Genomic DNA, 17,084 nt, shown 5'->3' with positions numbered 1-17,084 from the left:
AAGTCCCGTGAGACTTAAAAGGGTGTTGCTGTTCGCGGAAAAAGGAGCGAGCCAGCGCCTAGGCGCAGGCTTCTTTCCGCCTACCTTTTTGCGCCCAAAACGGTGTAACACCCTGTCCAATGACAGGGTGTTTTTTTATAAAGCAGGAGGGAAAGATGATGAAACATTTATTTACCTTATCGGAATTATCGCTTGATGATATTATCGCATTGCTTCAAGAGGCTGAACGATTTGCCAACGGAGAGCATTGGCGAATGGAACAACCTGGTTTTGCCGCGAATCTATTTTTCGAGCCGAGCACGCGGACGAAATGCAGTTTTGAGGTGGCACAGCGGCGGCTAGGACTTCATGTGATTCCATTTGATGTAGAAATGTCAAGCGTACAAAAAGGAGAAACTTTATATGATACGATTCGCACACTCGAGTCGATCGGAGTGCAAACGGTCGTGATTAGACATCCAGAAGATCGCTATTTTGAATCGTTGCGCCATGCAGTTCATATTCCGATTATTAATGCAGGGGACGGATGCGGTCATCACCCGACGCAATCATTGTTAGACTTGATGACGATTCGTCAGGAGTTCGGAACGTTTCAAGGGTTAACGGTGGCGATTGTTGGCGATATTCGCCATAGCCGCGTGGCCCGGTCAAATGCGGAAGTGCTCACAAGATTAGGTGCGACGGTGCTGTTTTCCAGCCCGGAACAATGGAAAGACGAAACAAATCCGTACGGCACATATGCTGATTTAAATACAGCGGTAAAAGAAGCGGATGTTGTGATGTTGCTTCGCATCCAACATGAGCGGCACGGTGAGAAAATGGGATTAACGAAAGAACAATACCATCAACAGTACGGATTAACAGTAGAACGAGAACGGAAGATGAAGACTAGCAGTATTATTTTGCACCCGGCGCCTGTCAATCGCGATGTGGAAATCGCCAGTGAACTTGTTGAATGCGAACGATCTCGTATTTTTAAACAAATGGAAAACGGGGTATACGTGCGCATGGCTGTCTTAAAACGAGCGCTTGAATCATGCGAAAGGAGAGTCGAACATGGCTATTATTTTAAAAAATGCTCGCTCGCTTAATGAAGAGGGAAAGCTTGTCGCAACAGAAGTGAAAATTACTGGAGATGTCATTGAGGAAATTGCGCCGCATGTTGCTGTGAGCGAAGGCGATGAGGTTATTGATGTCGCCGAGCAACTGCTTGTTCCAGGGTTCATTGATTTGCACGTCCATTTGCGCGAACCGGGTGGTGAGCATAAAGAAACGATTGCTACTGGCACGCTCGCGGCAGCCAAAGGCGGCTTTACGACGATTGCCGCCATGCCGAATACGCGACCTGTACCTGATACGAAAGAGCAAATGGAGTGGCTGCAAGAGCGCATTCGTGAAACAGCCCGCGTCAATGTGCTCCCATATGCCGCTATTACCATTCGCCAGCTTGGCAAGGAGCGGACTGATTTTGCGGCGTTAAAAGCAGCGGGGGCGTTCGCGTTTACGGACGACGGCGTCGGCGTTCAAAATGCGCAAATGATGTACGAGGCAATGAGGGAAGCCGCTGCGCTCGATATGGCGATTGTAGCCCACTGCGAAGACGAAACCCTTACATATAAAGGATGTGTTCACGCGGGGGCGTTTGCAAAAAAATACGGGCTTCCGGGAATTCCATCCGTGTCGGAATCGGTTCACATTGCCCGTGATGTGCTGTTGGCCGAAGCAACAGGGTGCCATTACCACGTCTGTCACATTAGCACAAAAGAATCCGTTCGCGTTGTCCGTGATGCGAAGCGGGCGGGTATTCGTGTCACAGCGGAAGTGACGCCGCATCATTTGCTTCTTTGTGATGAGGACATCCCAGGACTTGATGCGAATTTTAAAATGAATCCGCCGCTAAGAAGCAAAGAAGACCGCGAAGCGCTTATTGAAGGGCTGCTTGATGGAACGATCGATTTTATTGCGACAGACCATGCTCCGCATACGCAGGCAGAAAAACAAGAAGGAATGGAGCTCGCGCCATTTGGCATCGCCGGGCTTGAAACCGCGTTTCCACTGCTTTACACATATTTCGTCGAAAAGAACGTTTGTACGCTGAAACAGCTCGTGGATTGGCTGACGAAAAAGCCAGCCGAAGTGTTTGGCCTCAAGCAAGGAACATTGGCGGTCGGCGCGAAAGCGGATTTGACGGTGATTGATTTGCATACGGAGCAAGCGATTGACCCGAGTACGTTTGTTTCAAAAGGAAAAAATACGCCGTTTGCTGGCTGGGTGTGCAAAGGGTGGCCAACGATAACGTTTGTCAACGGAAAACTCGCATGGAAGAAAGGGAGAGAGCAATGAAGCGACAACTCATTTTAGAGGATGGAACGGTTTTCGTAGGAGAGGCGTTTGGCAGCACGGAACAAAAGATTGGGGAAGTCGTGTTTAATACAGGAATGACGGGCTATCAAGAAATCTTATCCGACCCGTCGTATTGCGGACAAATTGTCACGATGACGTATCCATTAATCGGCAACTACGGCGTGAACCGCGATGATTTTGAGTCGATTGAACCACATATTCATGGATTCATCGTGAAAGAAATATGCGACGCGCCGTCCAACTGGAGAAATGAAATGACGCTCGATCAATATTTCAAAGAAAAAAATATTCCAGGTTTGGCGGGCGTCGATACAAGAAAATTAACGCGGATTATTCGCCAGTACGGAACGTTAAAAGGAATGATTTGCGATGTCGATGTCAACGTGGAGGAAGCGGTCGCTTACTTAAAGAGTACGACGCTTCCGACCGATCAAGTGAAGCGTGTTTCCACGAAAAGCGCGTATCCAAGCCCTGGACGTGGTCATCGCGTCGTTCTCATCGACTTTGGCATGAAACACGGCATTTTACGTGAACTCAATAAACGCAATTGCGATGTCATTGTTCTTCCGTATAACGCGACAGCACAGGATGTACTTCGATTACATCCAGATGGCGTCATGTTATCAAACGGCCCTGGCGACCCGAAAGATGTGCCGGAAGCGATTGCGATGATTCAAGGAATACTCGGCCGCGTGCCGCTTTTTGGTATCTGCCTCGGACATCAGTTGTTTGCGCTCGCTAGCGGCGCCGATACGGAGAAAATGAAATTCGGCCATCGCGGCTCGAATCATCCTGTCAAACACTTGGCAACAGGAAAAGTGGCGATTACATCGCAAAATCATGGCTATACGGTCAATGAAGAGTCGCTTAAAGGGACACGTTTAGAAGTGACACACGTGGCCTTGAACGACGGCACGATTGAAGGGCTGCGTCACCTTGATCACCCGGCATTCACGGTGCAATACCATCCGGAAGCTTCTCCAGGTCCGGAAGATGCGAACAATTTATTTGATGAATTTATCGCTATGATCGAACAGTTCAAAAAAGAAAGGGAGATCGTTCATGCCTAAACGTCGAGATATTGAAACGATTTTAGTCATCGGATCCGGTCCGATTGTCATCGGCCAAGCGGCGGAGTTCGATTACGCCGGAACGCAAGCGTGCTTAGCGCTGAAAGAAGAAGGATACAAAGTGATTTTAGTGAACTCCAATCCTGCAACGATTATGACCGACACGGAAATTGCCGACAAAGTGTATATGGAGCCGCTTACGCTCGAATTTGTTTCGCGCGTCATACGCAAAGAACGTCCTGATGCGATTTTGCCGACGCTTGGCGGCCAGACGGGTCTGAACCTAGCGGTGGAACTCGCGAAAGCGGGCGTGCTTGCAGAATGCGGAGTGGAGATTCTCGGTACGAAGCTTGAAGCGATCGAAAAGGCGGAAGACCGCGAATTGTTCCGTGCACTTATGAATGAACTCGGCGAACCGGTGCCGGAAAGTGACATTATTCACAGTTTGGAGGAAGCTTACGCCTTTGTCGAAAAAATCGGCTATCCGGTCATCGTCCGCCCGGCGTTCACTCTCGGCGGAACGGGTGGCGGCATTTGCACGAACGAAGAGGAGCTCGTCGAGATTGTTTCAAGCGGCTTAAAAATGAGCCCGGTGCATCAATGTTTATTGGAAAAAAGCATCGCCGGCTATAAAGAGATCGAGTATGAAGTGATGCGCGATGCGAATGATAACGCGATCGTTGTGTGCAATATGGAGAATATTGACCCTGTCGGCATTCATACGGGCGATTCGATCGTCGTTGCTCCAAGCCAAACATTAAGCGATCGGGAATACCAACTGCTCCGGAACGCCTCCTTACGCATTATTCGTGCCCTCGGAATTGAAGGGGGATGCAACGTGCAGTTGGCGCTTGATCCGCACAGCTTTAACTACTACGTCATCGAAGTCAACCCGCGCGTCAGCCGTTCCTCGGCGCTCGCATCGAAGGCGACGGGCTACCCGATTGCGAAACTCGCAGCGAAAATTGCGGTTGGTCTAACGCTTGATGAAATTATCAACCCGGTGACGGGCAAAACGTATGCTTGCTTTGAACCAGCGCTCGACTATGTCGTCACGAAAATCCCGCGCTTTCCGTTCGACAAGTTCGAATCGGCGAACCGCCACCTCGGCACGCAGATGAAAGCGACCGGCGAGGTGATGGCGATCGGTCGGACGTTTGAAGAATCGCTGTTAAAAGCGGTACGCTCACTTGAAACGAATACGTATCATTTGCAAATTAAAGATGCGGACCACGCGACGGATGAATTGATTGAAAAACGCATTCGCAAAGCAGGGGACGAGCGGCTCTTTTATATCGCTGAGGCGATCCGCCGCGGCATCGATATTGAGCAAATTCACGAATGGAGCCGAATCGACCGCTTCTTTTTAACGAAAATCGCACGCATTGTTGCTTATGAAAAAGTCGTGCGCGAGCATATCGGAGATGCGGACGTGCTCCATACAGCGAAACGCATGGGCTTTTCCGATGTCGCCATCGCCGAACTTTGGGGCATGAGCGAGCGGGACGTGTATGAGTTGCGGAAACAAGCGGGCATCGCGCCGGTATATAAAATGGTTGACACATGCGCGGCGGAATTTGAATCGGAAACGCCATATTATTATGGAACGTATGAAGAAGAAAACGAGTCGATCGTAACGCCAAGAGAAAGCGTTGTTGTTCTTGGATCGGGGCCGATCCGCATCGGGCAAGGAATCGAATTTGACTACGCGACTGTTCATTCGGTCTGGGCGATTAAAGAAGCAGGTTATGAAGCCATTATTATTAACAACAATCCGGAGACGGTGTCAACCGACTTTAGCGTATCAGACAAATTGTATTTTGAACCGCTCACGATCGAAGATGTCATGCATGTGATCGATTTAGAAAAACCGATCGGCGTGATTGTGCAATTCGGCGGCCAAACAGCCATTAATTTGGCGGCGGAGCTTGCGGCGCGCGGTGTTCGCATCCTCGGCACCTCGCTCGAAGATTTAGACCGCGCAGAAAACCGCGATAAATTCGAACAGACACTATCACAATTAGGCATCCCGCAGCCGAAAGGAAAAACGGCGTTTTCTGTGGAAGAAGCAGTGCGAATTGCCGCGGAAATTGGCTATCCGGTTCTCGTTCGTCCATCGTATGTGCTTGGCGGCCGGGCGATGGAAATCGTCTATAAAGAGGAAGAGCTGCTGCATTACATGGACAACGCCGTGAAAGTTAATCCGCAGCACCCAGTTTTAATTGATCGTTATTTAATCGGAAAAGAAATTGAGGTTGATGCGATTTCCGACGGAGAGACGGTATTGATTCCAGGTATTATGGAACATATTGAGCGGGCTGGCGTCCACTCGGGCGACTCGATAGCCGTTTATCCGCCGCAAACGCTAACTAGCGAGATCCAACAGAAAATTGTTGATTATACGATTAGACTAGCTAGAGGATTGCGCATCGTCGGATTGCTTAATATTCAATTTGTTATGTACAAAGATGAGGTATTTGTGCTTGAAGTAAATCCTCGTTCAAGCCGAACCGTGCCGTTTTTAAGCAAAATTACCGACGTGCCGATGGCGAACATTGCGACAAAAGTCATTTTAGGGGCGAAGCTTGTTGATTTCGGCTACGAAACGGGATTAAAGCCGGAAAGCGAAGGGGTGTATGTGAAAGCGCCGGTCTTTTCGTTCGCGAAGCTGCGCAACGTCGATATTTCGCTCGGGCCGGAAATGAAATCGACCGGGGAAGTGATCGGCAAAGACACAACGTTTGAAAAAGCGCTCTACAAAGGGCTTTTAGCTTCCGGCATCCACATTCGTCCGTACGGGGCGGTGCTGTTGACGGTAGCCGACAAAGATAAAGAAGAAGCGATCGAAGTGGCGCGCCGCTTCCATCAAATCGGCTACCAGCTTCTTGCGACAACCGGAACAGCGGAAGCGTTGCGCACTGCCGATATCCCGGTAACAGTTGTAAATAAAATCCATTTGGAATCGCCGAACATTTTAGATATCATCCGCCAAGGAAAGGCGCAAGTCGTGATTAACACATTGACAAAAGGAAAGCAGCCGGAAAGCGACGGCTTCCGTATCCGACGCGAAGCGGTCGAAAACGGCATCCCATGTTTAACATCGCTTGATACAGCAAAAGCAATGCTGCAAGTGATGGAATCGATGACATTTTCAATGACGGCGATGTCTGAAAAGAAGGTGCACGCATGAAAACGGAACAAATGACGATTGTTCATCAAGAACCGATCGCCAAAAACATTTATAAATTGACGCTTGCAGGCGCACTTGTGCAGCAGATGAATGAAGCGGGTCAATTTGTCCACATTAAAGTGTCAGAGCAAGCAAATCCGCTCTTGCGCCGCCCGCTTAGTCTTTGCGATATCAACAAAGAAGCGAGCGAATGCACGATTCTTTACCGAAAGGAAGGAGCGGGCACGACGCTCCTTTCGCAAAAGAAAACAGGCGATGCGGTCGATGTGCTCGGCCCGCTCGGAAACGGCTTTCCGCTTGAAGCGGTTCAAGCGGGACAGCGCGCCCTTTTGGTCGGGGGCGGCATCGGCGTCCCGCCGCTCTATGAATTAGCCAAGCGGTTGGTGAACAAAGGTGTGAAGGTAACGAGCGTGCTCGGCTTTCAAACGAACGAGGCCGTGTTTTACGAGCGCGAGTTTGCTGAATTTGGCGAAACGTACGTGGCGACGGTCGACGGCTCTTATGGAATGAAAGGATTTGTAACCGACGTGATCGATGAGCGTGGACTTTCGTTTGACGTGCTGTACGCATGCGGGCCGAAGCCGATGTTGCGGGCGCTTGAGCAAAAATTCCCAAACAAAGAAGTGTATCTATCGCTAGAAGAGCGGATGGGCTGTGGCATTGGCGCTTGTTTTGCCTGCGTGTGCCGCGTGCCGGGAAGCGACACTGCGTATAAAAAAGTGTGCAGCGACGGTCCTGTATTTAAAGCCGGGGAGGTAGTGCTATGAACCGTTTAGCCGTGGAATTGCCGGGACTTTCGCTAAAGAATCCGGTTATGCCGGCGTCCGGATGTTTCGGATTCGGGCGCGAATACGCCAAATTTTACGATTTAAGCAAGCTTGGAGCGATCATGATTAAAGCGACGACGCTCGAACCACGCTTTGGCAATCCGACGCCGCGAGTGGCCGAGACGCCGAGCGGCATGTTGAATGCGATCGGGCTGCAAAATCCAGGATTAGAAAAGGTGATCGAGGAAGAGTTGCCATGGCTTGCGCAATACGATGTGCCGATTATCGCCAACGTCGCCGGATCGACGATGGAAGATTACATCGAGGTGGCGAAGCGCATTTCTCAAGCGCCAAACGTCCATGCACTTGAGTTGAATATTTCGTGCCCGAATGTGAAAAAAGGCGGCATTACATTTGGAACGGTGCCGGAAGTGGCCGCTGAACTCACTAAGCTTGTTAAAGAAGTATCGGCTGTGCCTGTTTATGTGAAGCTGTCGCCGAACGTGACCAACATCGTCGAGATGGCGAAGGCGATTGAAGCGGCAGGGGCCGACGGCTTGACAATGATTAATACGCTCCTTGGCATGCGAATCGATGTGAAAACGGCAGCGCCGATTTTAGCGAATCGTACAGGAGGGCTGTCAGGACCAGCGATTAAGCCGATTGCGATTCGCATGATTTACGAAGTGAGCCAAGCGGTATCAATTCCGATCATCGGCATGGGCGGCGTTCAATCGGCGGAGGATGTCATTGAATTTTTCTACGCTGGGGCGAGCGCGGTCGCTGTTGGAACAGCCAATTTTGTCGATCCGTTCGTGTGCCCGAACATTATTGCGGAGTTGCCAACATTGCTCGATGAACTCGGCTTTGACCACATATCTGAATGCACGGGAAGGGGCTGGAACAAAGGTGGACCAACCGTTTATTGTGGCGCTTGATTTTCAATCGCGCAAAGAAGTCGAAGCGTTTTTGCGGCCGTTTGTCAATGAGCCGCTGTTTGTCAAAGTCGGGATGGAACTGTACTATCAAGAAGGGCCTAATATCATCGCCGCTTTAAAAGAACAGGGGCACCGCATTTTTTTAGACTTAAAGCTTCATGACATTCCGAATACGGTGAAGCAGGCGATGAAAGGGCTCGCGCGCCTTGGCGTCGATTTAGTAAACGTGCACGCTGCCGGCGGCACGAACATGATGAAAGCGGCGCTTGAAGGATTGGATGCGGGAACGCCAAGCGGCATGGCGCGCCCTCTTTGCATCGCGGTTACGCAGCTTACAAGTACGAGCGAGGAAATGCTGCATCATGAACTTTGGATTGAACGACCGATGGAAGAAGCGGTGCTTCACTATGCGTCGCTCGCACAAGAAAGCGGATTAGACGGCGTTGTTTGCTCGGCTAGAGAAGTGCCGCTCATCCGCGAGCAGTGCGGAACAGCATTTATAACAGTGACGCCAGGCATCCGTTTTGCCGACGATGAAACGAACGATCAAGTGCGCGTCGTAACGCCAAAAGAGGCACAGAAGCTTGGTTCCAGCTTTATTGTTATCGGAAGAAGCATTACCCGTGCCGCTGATCCGTATGCGGCGTATGCGCGGCTTAAACGGGAATGGAATGAGGAGGAATCATGATGAAAAAAGAGATTGCCACACAGCTGCTGCAAATTGGAGCAGTTTCCTTGCAGCCAAATGAACCGTTTACATGGTCATCCGGGCTGAAATCACCGATTTATTGCGACAACCGCTTGACTCTCGCCTATCCAAACGTCAGAAGCGCGATCGCTGACGGGCTCGCGCAGCTCATTCGCGCGCATTTTCCAGATGCGGAAGTTGTGGCGGGAACGGCGACTGCGGGCATTCCGCATGCGGCATGGGCAAGCGAGCGCCTCGAGTTGCCGATGTGCTATGTGCGCAGCCAAGCAAAAGCGCACGGAAGAGGCAAGCAAATTGAAGGAAAAGCAGAAGCCGGGCAAAAAGTCGTTGTTGTAGAAGATTTAATTTCTACAGGGGGCAGTTCGTTAAACGCTGTCCGCGCGCTTCAAGAAGCAGGCTGTCATGTACTTGGCGTCGTCGCCATTTTTACATACGGCTTGGAAAAAGGAACGCAAGCGTTTGCGGAAAGCGGTGTGCCAATGCATACGCTAACGGATTATGACACGCTTATTGAAACGGCGGTGGAACTTGGCGTTGTGGGCGAACAAGACCTCGCTACCTTGCGTGACTGGCGAAAACAGCCGGAGGAGTGGGGGAAGTAACGCTAGAGAAGGAGTACGAATGACGAGGTTATTCGTACCCTCAGACTGTTGACAAAATGGTTTTTTGATCGTGGAAATATTAAGTCCATCGAATTAAGCGTATGATTTAGTGGCGAAGTTCAAGAAATATTTAGCTAACAGAAAAACAGCAACCGCCTATTCGCGGTTGCTTGATTTGTTTTTTGGAATGATATCATCATGAGAGGGATATGGTTGTGTTATGGAGAGGGGTTGTTTTGCTTTTAAGGAACGAATTTCATTTTCGTGTTCAAGAGAACGAAACGCAAGCGATTGAAGCACAAGCTCTTGGCGCGCCTGCGAAGCGATGACGTCATCCAGCTTTCGCAACGCTTCGGCGAGCGTTTGCTTTATTGTTGGGATTTCCCTGACCGCCTCCTGCATTTCCAGCACGGCTTGTTTAATAAACGGAATCTCTTTTACATCCTCTTTCGTGGCCATCGTTTGCTCAATGTTCTCGATACGTTTGTTCATCGCGGCGAGATCATCTTTTGTTGCCATGGCTTCCTCAATTTGCTCAATCCGCTTGTCCATCGCAGCGACATCCTCTTTCGTCGCCATCGTTTGTTCCACGCGCTCGATGCGTTTGTTCATGGCGGCCAGATCGTCTTTTGTCGCCATATGTTGACGCAAAAACGACAGTTCATCGAAAATCCGACTTAACACTTCCTCCATTCGTTCACCTCCTTTTCTCCAACTTTATTATAGCATTCTCCGGTCATTGGAAGCGAGCATACAAGCAAAAGGAAAGATGAAAAAACCGCCTGTTCATCAGACGGTTTTTTTCATTTTTATCACCAGCTCCTCATCCGGCGTGACGTAAATTGTTTGTTGGTTTTCGTAGATGACAAACCCCGGTTTGGCGCCGCTCGGTTTTTTGACGTGGCGGATGCGCGTATAGTCGACGGGAACAGAGCTGGAGTGGCGCGCTTTGCTGAAATAGGCGGCAAGATGGGCGGCTTCGATGAGCGTCTGCTCGGACGGGTTTTTGCTGCGGATGACCACATGCGAGCCCGGGATGTCTTTCGTGTGCAGCCAAATTTCATCTTTTTGCGCCAGTTTGTTCGTCAAATAATCGTTTTGTTTATTGTTTTTGCCGACGAGAATTTCCGTGCCGTCGCTGGCGGTATACCGTTCAAGTTCAATCGCGCGCGGCTTTTGTTTTTTCAGCTTGGATGCGCGCGGCCGCAAATAGCCTTGTTCGGTCAATTCGTCGCGAATTTCTTCGATATCTTTCGGCGCGGCCGTTTCAAGCTGCTGCAAAAGCGTGTCGAAGTAGGCGATCTCTTCATTTGTCCGCATGATTTGTTCTTGCACGATGCCGATGGAGTTTTTCGCCTTTTGATATTTTTGAAAATAGCTTTGCGCGTTTTCTGACGGCGATTTTTGTGCATCAAGCGGAATTGTCATCGTCGAACCGTTTTCATCGTAATAATTGATCACTTCGATTTCTGTCATGCCGCGCTTAACGGCGTAAAGGTTCGCTGTGAGCAGTTCCCCCCAAAGCCGGTATTGCTCGGCTTGTTTCGCCTCTTCTAACGTTTCGTTCAGCTTGCCAAGCTTTTTTTCATTTTTCGCTTTTTCATTGGCGACAAACCGCTCTAAATCGTATGCTTGCTGTTTGACGCGGTCGCGTTCCGCCTTGCCGAAATAAAAGCGGTCAAGCATCTCGCTCAGCGTGGCGAACGGTTTCGCTTCCGCATCTAAATGGGTCAGCGGCAACACGTAAAACCATTGTTTTTGGCCATTGTCATAAATACAAGGCGTAAAACGGTCATTTCGCACGTCTTCTATCAAGGCAACAAAACTTTTCGGCAGCGTTGTTCGGTTGGCAAGTCCGGCGCGAAAGACCGCTTCGTTGGCAAACAGCGGCGAGATGCCGGCAAAAGCGGAAACGAGCTGCTCTGCTAGCTTTCCGGCATGAAAATCCACTTTTTTCATCACGGTTTCTTCATTGACGGTAAGCGGATTGAGCTTGTCATGCGATGGCGGCGCGACGTATGAATAGCCAGGAAGCACCGTCCGGTAGCGGTTGACCGCTGGCGAGAGATGTTTGATGCTGTCAATGATTGTGTTCGTTTCTTTATCAATTAAGATGATATTGCTATGACGCCCCATAATTTCCACGATTAATTGTTTGACGGATAAATCGCCGATTTCATTCCGCCCTTTTGCTTCAATGACGATAATCCGGTCAAAATCGATTTGGCGAATCGATTCGATGATGCTTCCTTCTAAATGCTTGCGTAAAAGCATGCAAAACATTGGCGGTTCGGCCGGGTTGTCGTACGTTTCGGCTGTCAAATGAACTCGTGCATAACTTGGATGCGCCGATAGAAGCAGTTTATAGTTTTTTCCGTGCGCGCGCACATAAAGCACCAATTCGTGCTGAAACGGCTGGTAAATTTTTGTGATGCGTCCTCCTTCGAGCGCCGTTTTTAATTCCTTTGTCATCGCATATGTAAAAATTCCGTCAAACGACATATGAAACACCTTTCTTATTTTTATTTCGCTAATATCATATCATTTTTTCGGACATGTCTGAATAAGCTTTGATAGAAAAGCAACGAGGAAGGGGGAATACAATATGCAATGGCACACGCTCGCGCCAAACGATGTAGCGAAAGAAGCGCATACGGATTTGGCGAAAGGACTAACGGCGGAAGAAGCGAAAAAACGGTTAAAGCGGTTTGGACCGAACGAACTGAAAGAAGCGAAAAAGCAGTCGGCGCTTTTATTATTTTTACAGCAGTTTCAGGATTTTATGGTGCTTGTGCTGCTTGTGGCAACGGTCATTTCCGGCTTTCTTGGCGAGTATGTCGATGCGGTCGCGATTATCGTCATCGTGATTATGAATGCTTTTTTAGGATTCTTTCAAGAACGGCGCGCCGAAAAATCGCTTGAAGCACTGAAGCAACTGTCCGCTCCACAGGCTACAGTTTTGCGTGACGGGGAATGGATCAAAGTGCGTTCGCAAGAGCTTGTCGTCGGCGATGTTATTAAATTTTCAAGCGGGGACCGTATAGGGGCGGACGTCCGCTTAATTGAAGCAAAAGGCTTAGAAATCGAAGAATCGGCATTAACGGGCGAGTCGGTTCCGACGGCTAAGTTGGCGGCTCCATTAATGAATGAACAAGCGACGATCGGCGATTTACATAACATGGCGTTCATGGGCACGCTCGTGACGAGGGGAAGCGGCATGGGCATTGTCATCGCTACGGGAATGAAGACAGCAATGGGACAGATCGCCAACTTGCTTCAAGAAGCGGAAACGGTGACAACTCCGCTGCAGCGCAAGCTTGAGCAGTTAGGAAAAATTTTAATTGTCATTGCTTTAGTACTGACGGTTCTTGTTGTCGTTGTCGGTGTTATTCAAGGACATGAACTGTATGAAATGTTTTTAGCAGGAGTGTCACTTGCGGTTGCAGCGATTCCGGAAGGATTGCCAGCGATTGTGACGATCGCGCTAGCGCTTGGAGTTCAGCGCATGATTAAGAAAAATGCCATTGTTCGGAAGCTGCCAGCTGTAGAGACATTAGGATGCGCCTCGGTTATCTGTTCAGACAAAACAGGGACGATGACAGAAAATATGATGACCGTTACCGATATTTGGGCGAGTGGAAAGCATTGGACGGTCAGCGGCACTGGGCTTGATATAAAGGGGCAGTTTTACGAAAACGACCGACCTGTGGATGTCAAAAAGGAGTCGACCTTGCAACAGTTATTGACATTCGGGGCGCTTTGCAATAGCTCGCAAATTAAGGAGAAAGAGAATCGTCGCTACATTGACGGCGATCCGACGGAAGGGGCGCTGTTGGTAGCTGCAGCAAAGGCTGGTCTAACGAGAACGCGTCTTGATGCGGAGTTTGTCATTGAACAAGAGTTTCCGTTCGACTCGGAGAGAAAGATGATGACCGTTATCGTGAAAGATCGAAATGGTCGGAGATGGATTGTCACAAAAGGGGCACCTGATGTACTGCTGGAAATAAGCCAGCACATATGGTGGAATGGGCGCGAGCAACAAATGACGACCGCTTGGCGAAAAACGGTGCAAGACGTGATTTACACAATGGCCAATAGAGCGCTTCGCACCATTGCCGTCGCTTATCGTCCGCTTCACGCGCAAGAGCGCATCGCATCGGAAAAAGAGGCAGAAAAATCGCTCATTTTTATCGGAATTCAGGCAATGATCGACCCGCCGCGGCCGGAAGTGAAAAAGGCGGTTCAACAATGTAAAGAAGCCGGCATTAAAACGGTGATGATTACCGGAGACCATGTGTTGACAGCGAAGGCGATTGCTAAACAGCTCGGTATTTTGCCGCCAAACGGAAAAGTAATGGACGGCGCGACATTATCTCGGCTTTCAGTTGATGAGCTTGAAGAAGTAGTTGATGACGTATACGTATTTGCTCGCGTATCGCCAGAGCACAAACTGAAAATTGTAAAAGCGTTACAGCGGAGAGGGCATGTCGCAGCGATGACAGGGGACGGTGTGAACGACGCCCCGGCGATTAAATCGGCCGATATTGGTGTAGCGATGGGGAAATCCGGCACTGACGTAGCAAAAGAGGCGGCTGCTCTTGTGCTTCTTGATGACAATTTTGCGACCATTCAGGCAGCGATTCATGAAGGAAGAAATATTTATGAAAACATTCGGAAATTCATTCGTTATTTGCTTGCTTCGAATGTCGGCGAAATTTTAGTGATGTTGTTTGCGATGCTTTTGGCATTGCCGCTGCCGCTTGTCCCGATTCAAATTTTATGGGTAAATCTTGTCACTGACGGGCTTCCGGCGATGGCATTAGGACTGGATCAGGCGGAGGATAATGTAATGAAACGGAAGCCGCGCCATCCGAAAGAAGGAGTATTTGCGCGTGGCCTCGGCTGGAAAATTGTCAGTCGTGGATTTATTATTGGTATTGTTACGTTAGCTGCTTTTATGACGGCGTATGAACGAAGCGGAAACGAGCTTGTGTACGCACAAACGGTGGCGTTCGCGACTCTTGTGATGGCGCAGCTGATTCACGTATTTGATTGCCGCTGTGAACGTTCGATTTTTGACCGCAATCCGCTTGGGAATATGTATCTTGTTTGGGCGGTATTGTTATCGTTATTGCTTGTGCTCGTTGTTATTTATTATCCGCCGCTGCAACACATTTTTCATACAGTTCCAATCGCGCTGTTCGATTGGATTTTGATTATTGGCTTAGCTGCGTTACCTACATTTTTGTTTGCCGGATCGTTTTTTACGAGAAAATCGTCTACAAATATGCTATAATATGCAAGGTGATAGAGAAGTTTCTCTATGACCTTTTCTTTTTGTATGCTAACATAATGGGTGTGATCGTATGGTTTATAGTATGACAGGCTTTGGAAGAAGCAAAAAAACGAATGGCTTAATCGGCGTAACGGTAGAAATGAAATCGGTGAATCACCGCTTTTGTGAAATTTCTGTTCGAATGCCTAGACAATTGTTGATATTTGAAGATAAAATAAAAAAAGTGATTACGGAATATATCAAAAGAGGCAGAGTAGAAGTGTTCGTTACTGTCGAAGGAGAAGGATGGACAAAGCGAAAGCTCCAAGTCGATTGGCAGCTCATGAGCGACTATTACGAACAGATTAAAAAAGCCTCCGACCGCTTTGCTCTTCAAGATTCCATTACGCTCGCGCAACTATTTCAGCTTGAAGGGGTCACAGAGGTAGTTGAGGAAGAAGCGGAAAACCAAGAGATAGAACATCTGCTCTTGTCGGCTGCGGATGAAGCTGTTGTGCAGCTGAAGGCGATGCGCCAACAAGAAGGAAAGGCACTTCTTTGCGACATAGAGGAGCAACTGGCGATTGTGAGGCAGTGTGTACAAATGGTCGAACAGTTAGCCCCTGAAGTCGCCGAGCAATATCGCGAGCGATTGATGAGACGGATAAAGGAATTTGTACAAGGAGAGGTTGAAGAGACCCGCCTTTTAACAGAAGTGGCCATTTTCGCCGAAAAAGCGGACATTAACGAGGAGTTGAAACGAATTCGTAGCCATATTGAGCAGTTTGTGCGGACGTTGCAGCATACTGAACCGATTGGACGCAAGCTGGACTTTTTGGTACAAGAGCTGAACCGTGAAGTAAATACGATCGGTTCGAAAGCGAACGATAGCCGCATCGCTTTGCAGGTAGTGGAAATGAAAAGTGCGCTTGAAAAGGTAAAAGAGCAAGTGCAAAACGTCGAGTAGCTGTTTATAAGCGTAGGATTGCGGCAACAATAATTTTTATGGCAGGTGGAATTTTTGTGGGAATTAAATTAGTCAATATTGGCTACGGAAATATGGTTTCAGCCTCCCGAATTATTTCTATTGTTAATCCGGATTCTGCTCCGATTAAACGGATTGTGCAAGATGCGCGGGAGAGCGGAAAATTAATTGATGCGACCCATGGAAGACGAACGCGCGCGGTCATTATTATGGACAGCGATCATGTCATTTTATCTTCGGTGCAACCGGAGACCGTTGCGCATCGACTATATGAACGCGATGATTTATCAGAGGAAGGGTAGGTTTACATACTTTTATGAGCGAAAGAGGTTTATTGATTGTATTGTCGGGACCTTCAGGCGTTGGGAAGGGAACTGTGCGCAAAGCGCTCTTTTCTCAGCCAGATATCAATTTGCATTATTCGATTTCAGTGACGACGAGAAAGCCGCGTGAAGGCGAAATAGACGGGGTCGATTACTTTTTCAAAACGCGCGAAGAGTTCGAACAAATGATTCGCGAAAACAAATTGTTAGAATGGGCCGAATACGTTGGCAACTATTATGGCACGCCGATTGATTACGTCGAGAAAACGTTGCAGGAAGGAAAAGACGTGTTTCTCGAAATCGAGGTGCAAGGGGCGTTGCAGGTGCGCAAGGCGTTCCCTGAAGGCTTGTTTATTTTCCTTGCTCCACCAAGCTTGAGCGAACTAAAAAATCGCATTGTGACAAGAGGAACGGAATCCGAAGAATTAATCAATAATCGCATGAAAGCGGCGCGCGAAGAACTAGAAATGATGGATGCGTACGACTATGTCGTGGAAAACGATCGCGTTGAGTTAGCATGCGAGCGCATTAAGGCGATTGTAACAGCGGAGCATTGCAAACGTGAGCGGGTTGCACAACGCTATAAAAAAATGTTGGAGGTCGAGTAAGTATGTTGTATCCTTCCATCGATTTGCTTATGGAGAAATTAGATTCAAAGTATACGCTTGTGAGCGTTGCGGCAAAACGGGCGCGCCAGCTGCAAGAAAAAGATGATTTATTGGTTGAAAAGCCAGTATCGAAGAAATTCGTAGGAAAAGCGTTAGAGGAAATCGCGGCTGGTCATATCGAATTAGTAACAGAGGAGCAAAAATAACAACCTAGCTTTAGGTTGTTATTTTTTTACAATGGTGAAGGGAGCGT

At 48.8% G+C, this 17,084-nt stretch carries 15 protein-coding genes; 13 read left to right on the top strand and 2 right to left on the bottom strand.

The window, feature by feature from the left end:
- The first annotated feature begins 158 nt into the window (after window positions 1–158).
- The 8 genes from N667_RS0103015 to pyrE are packed head-to-tail and all read left to right on the top strand — an operon-like array spanning window position 159 to window position 9,640.
- Entirely contained in the window at window positions 159–1,091 is a 933-nt protein-coding gene (locus N667_RS0103015) for an aspartate carbamoyltransferase catalytic subunit (RefSeq protein WP_027408201.1), read from the top strand.
- Window positions 1,057–2,343: a dihydroorotase gene (locus tag N667_RS0103010; RefSeq protein WP_027408200.1), complete on the top strand. Its 1,287-nt coding sequence runs from the start codon at window positions 1,057–1,059 to the stop codon at window positions 2,341–2,343. The genes N667_RS0103015 and N667_RS0103010 overlap by 35 nt, the downstream gene beginning before the upstream one ends.
- On the top strand, window positions 2,340–3,434 hold the full coding sequence (locus N667_RS0103005) for a carbamoyl phosphate synthase small subunit (RefSeq protein ID WP_027408199.1): 1,095 nt from the start codon (window positions 2,340–2,342) through the stop codon (window positions 3,432–3,434). The genes N667_RS0103010 and N667_RS0103005 overlap by 4 nt, the downstream gene beginning before the upstream one ends.
- Window positions 3,427–6,624 carry a carbamoyl-phosphate synthase large subunit gene (carB, locus tag N667_RS0103000; RefSeq protein ID WP_027408198.1) on the top strand — a complete coding sequence of 1,066 codons (3,198 nt, stop codon included), beginning with the start codon at window positions 3,427–3,429 and terminating at the stop codon, window positions 6,622–6,624. Before N667_RS0103005 ends, carB begins: the two co-directional genes overlap by 8 nt.
- Complete coding sequence (locus tag N667_RS0102995) at window positions 6,621–7,391, top strand: dihydroorotate dehydrogenase electron transfer subunit (protein ID WP_027408197.1); 771 nt, start codon at window positions 6,621–6,623, stop codon at window positions 7,389–7,391. Before carB ends, N667_RS0102995 begins: the two co-directional genes overlap by 4 nt.
- Complete coding sequence (locus tag N667_RS0102990; protein ID WP_027408196.1) at window positions 7,388–8,329, top strand: dihydroorotate dehydrogenase; 942 nt, start codon at window positions 7,388–7,390, stop codon at window positions 8,327–8,329. Before N667_RS0102995 ends, N667_RS0102990 begins: the two co-directional genes overlap by 4 nt.
- A complete protein-coding gene (gene pyrF, locus N667_RS0102985; RefSeq protein WP_027408195.1) occupies window positions 8,301–9,017 on the top strand; it encodes an orotidine-5'-phosphate decarboxylase in 717 nt (238 codons plus the stop codon). The genes N667_RS0102990 and pyrF overlap by 29 nt, the downstream gene beginning before the upstream one ends.
- Window positions 9,017–9,640: an orotate phosphoribosyltransferase gene (pyrE, locus tag N667_RS0102980; protein ID WP_027408194.1), complete on the top strand. Its 624-nt coding sequence runs from the start codon at window positions 9,017–9,019 to the stop codon at window positions 9,638–9,640. Before pyrF ends, pyrE begins: the two co-directional genes overlap by 1 nt.
- Window positions 9,641–9,796: 156 nt before the next feature.
- Here pyrE and N667_RS18205 read toward each other — a convergent pair whose 3' ends face one another.
- Window positions 9,797–10,333, bottom strand: coding sequence for a hypothetical protein (locus tag N667_RS18205; RefSeq protein ID WP_232223878.1), 537 nt, complete (start codon window positions 10,331–10,333; stop codon window positions 9,797–9,799).
- A gap of 96 nt (window positions 10,334–10,429) precedes the next feature.
- A complete protein-coding gene (locus N667_RS0102970) occupies window positions 10,430–12,142 on the bottom strand; it encodes an NFACT family protein (RefSeq protein WP_027408193.1) in 1,713 nt (570 codons plus the stop codon).
- A gap of 103 nt (window positions 12,143–12,245) precedes the next feature.
- Between N667_RS0102970 and N667_RS0102965 the strand changes: the two genes are divergently transcribed.
- The 5 genes from N667_RS0102965 (at window position 12,246) to rpoZ (ending at window position 17,037) form a co-directional block, all read left to right on the top strand.
- Window positions 12,246–14,936, top strand: a complete 2,691-nt coding sequence (locus tag N667_RS0102965; protein ID WP_027408192.1) for a calcium-translocating P-type ATPase, SERCA-type — start codon at window positions 12,246–12,248, stop codon at window positions 14,934–14,936.
- A 70-nt stretch (window positions 14,937–15,006) separates the two neighbouring features.
- The gene (locus tag N667_RS0102960) at window positions 15,007–15,882 is read left to right on the top strand and encodes a YicC/YloC family endoribonuclease (protein WP_027408191.1); all 876 of its coding nucleotides are present in this window, start codon (window positions 15,007–15,009) and stop codon (window positions 15,880–15,882) included.
- A 56-nt stretch (window positions 15,883–15,938) separates the two neighbouring features.
- A complete protein-coding gene (gene remA / locus N667_RS0102955) occupies window positions 15,939–16,202 on the top strand; it encodes an extracellular matrix/biofilm regulator RemA (protein ID WP_027408190.1) in 264 nt (87 codons plus the stop codon).
- Between the two features lie 14 nt (window positions 16,203–16,216).
- Window positions 16,217–16,831 carry a guanylate kinase gene (gene gmk / locus N667_RS0102950; protein ID WP_027408189.1) on the top strand — a complete coding sequence of 205 codons (615 nt, stop codon included), beginning with the start codon at window positions 16,217–16,219 and terminating at the stop codon, window positions 16,829–16,831.
- A gap of 2 nt (window positions 16,832–16,833) precedes the next feature.
- Window positions 16,834–17,037 carry a DNA-directed RNA polymerase subunit omega gene (gene rpoZ / locus N667_RS0102945; protein ID WP_027408188.1) on the top strand — a complete coding sequence of 68 codons (204 nt, stop codon included), beginning with the start codon at window positions 16,834–16,836 and terminating at the stop codon, window positions 17,035–17,037.
- Window positions 17,038–17,084 lie beyond the last annotated feature (47 nt).

This window comes from Anoxybacillus tepidamans PS2 (assembly GCF_000620165.1).
GTDB classification, from domain to species: domain Bacteria; phylum Bacillota; class Bacilli; order Bacillales; family Anoxybacillaceae; genus Anoxybacteroides; species Anoxybacteroides tepidamans_A.
The sequence above is the reverse complement of the archived record's forward strand: the minus strand, read 5'-3'. Positions and strand labels throughout refer to the sequence as shown.

Bases quoted from the DNA above. Each gene is read 5' to 3' on its own strand.
- rpoZ (WP_027408188.1), top strand. From the start codon at position 16,834: ATGTTGTATCCTTCCATCGATTTGCTTATGGAGAAATTAGATTCAAAG.
- N667_RS18205 (WP_232223878.1), bottom strand. From the start codon at position 10,333: ATGGAGGAAGTGTTAAGTCGGATTTTCGATGAACTGTCGTTTTTGCGT.
- gmk (WP_027408189.1), top strand. From the start codon at position 16,217: ATGAGCGAAAGAGGTTTATTGATTGTATTGTCGGGACCTTCAGGCGTT.
- N667_RS0103005 (WP_027408199.1), top strand. From the start codon at position 2,340: ATGAAGCGACAACTCATTTTAGAGGATGGAACGGTTTTCGTAGGAGAG.
- N667_RS0103010 (WP_027408200.1), top strand. From the start codon at position 1,057: ATGGCTATTATTTTAAAAAATGCTCGCTCGCTTAATGAAGAGGGAAAG.
- pyrE (WP_027408194.1), top strand. From the start codon at position 9,017: ATGAAAAAAGAGATTGCCACACAGCTGCTGCAAATTGGAGCAGTTTCC.
- N667_RS0102960 (WP_027408191.1), top strand. From the start codon at position 15,007: ATGGTTTATAGTATGACAGGCTTTGGAAGAAGCAAAAAAACGAATGGC.
- N667_RS0102990 (WP_027408196.1), top strand. From the start codon at position 7,388: ATGAACCGTTTAGCCGTGGAATTGCCGGGACTTTCGCTAAAGAATCCG.
- N667_RS0102970 (WP_027408193.1), bottom strand. From the start codon at position 12,142: ATGTCGTTTGACGGAATTTTTACATATGCGATGACAAAGGAATTAAAA.
- N667_RS0102965 (WP_027408192.1), top strand. From the start codon at position 12,246: ATGCAATGGCACACGCTCGCGCCAAACGATGTAGCGAAAGAAGCGCAT.
- carB (WP_027408198.1), top strand. From the start codon at position 3,427: ATGCCTAAACGTCGAGATATTGAAACGATTTTAGTCATCGGATCCGGT.
- N667_RS0102995 (WP_027408197.1), top strand. From the start codon at position 6,621: ATGAAAACGGAACAAATGACGATTGTTCATCAAGAACCGATCGCCAAA.
- N667_RS0103015 (WP_027408201.1), top strand. From the start codon at position 159: ATGAAACATTTATTTACCTTATCGGAATTATCGCTTGATGATATTATC.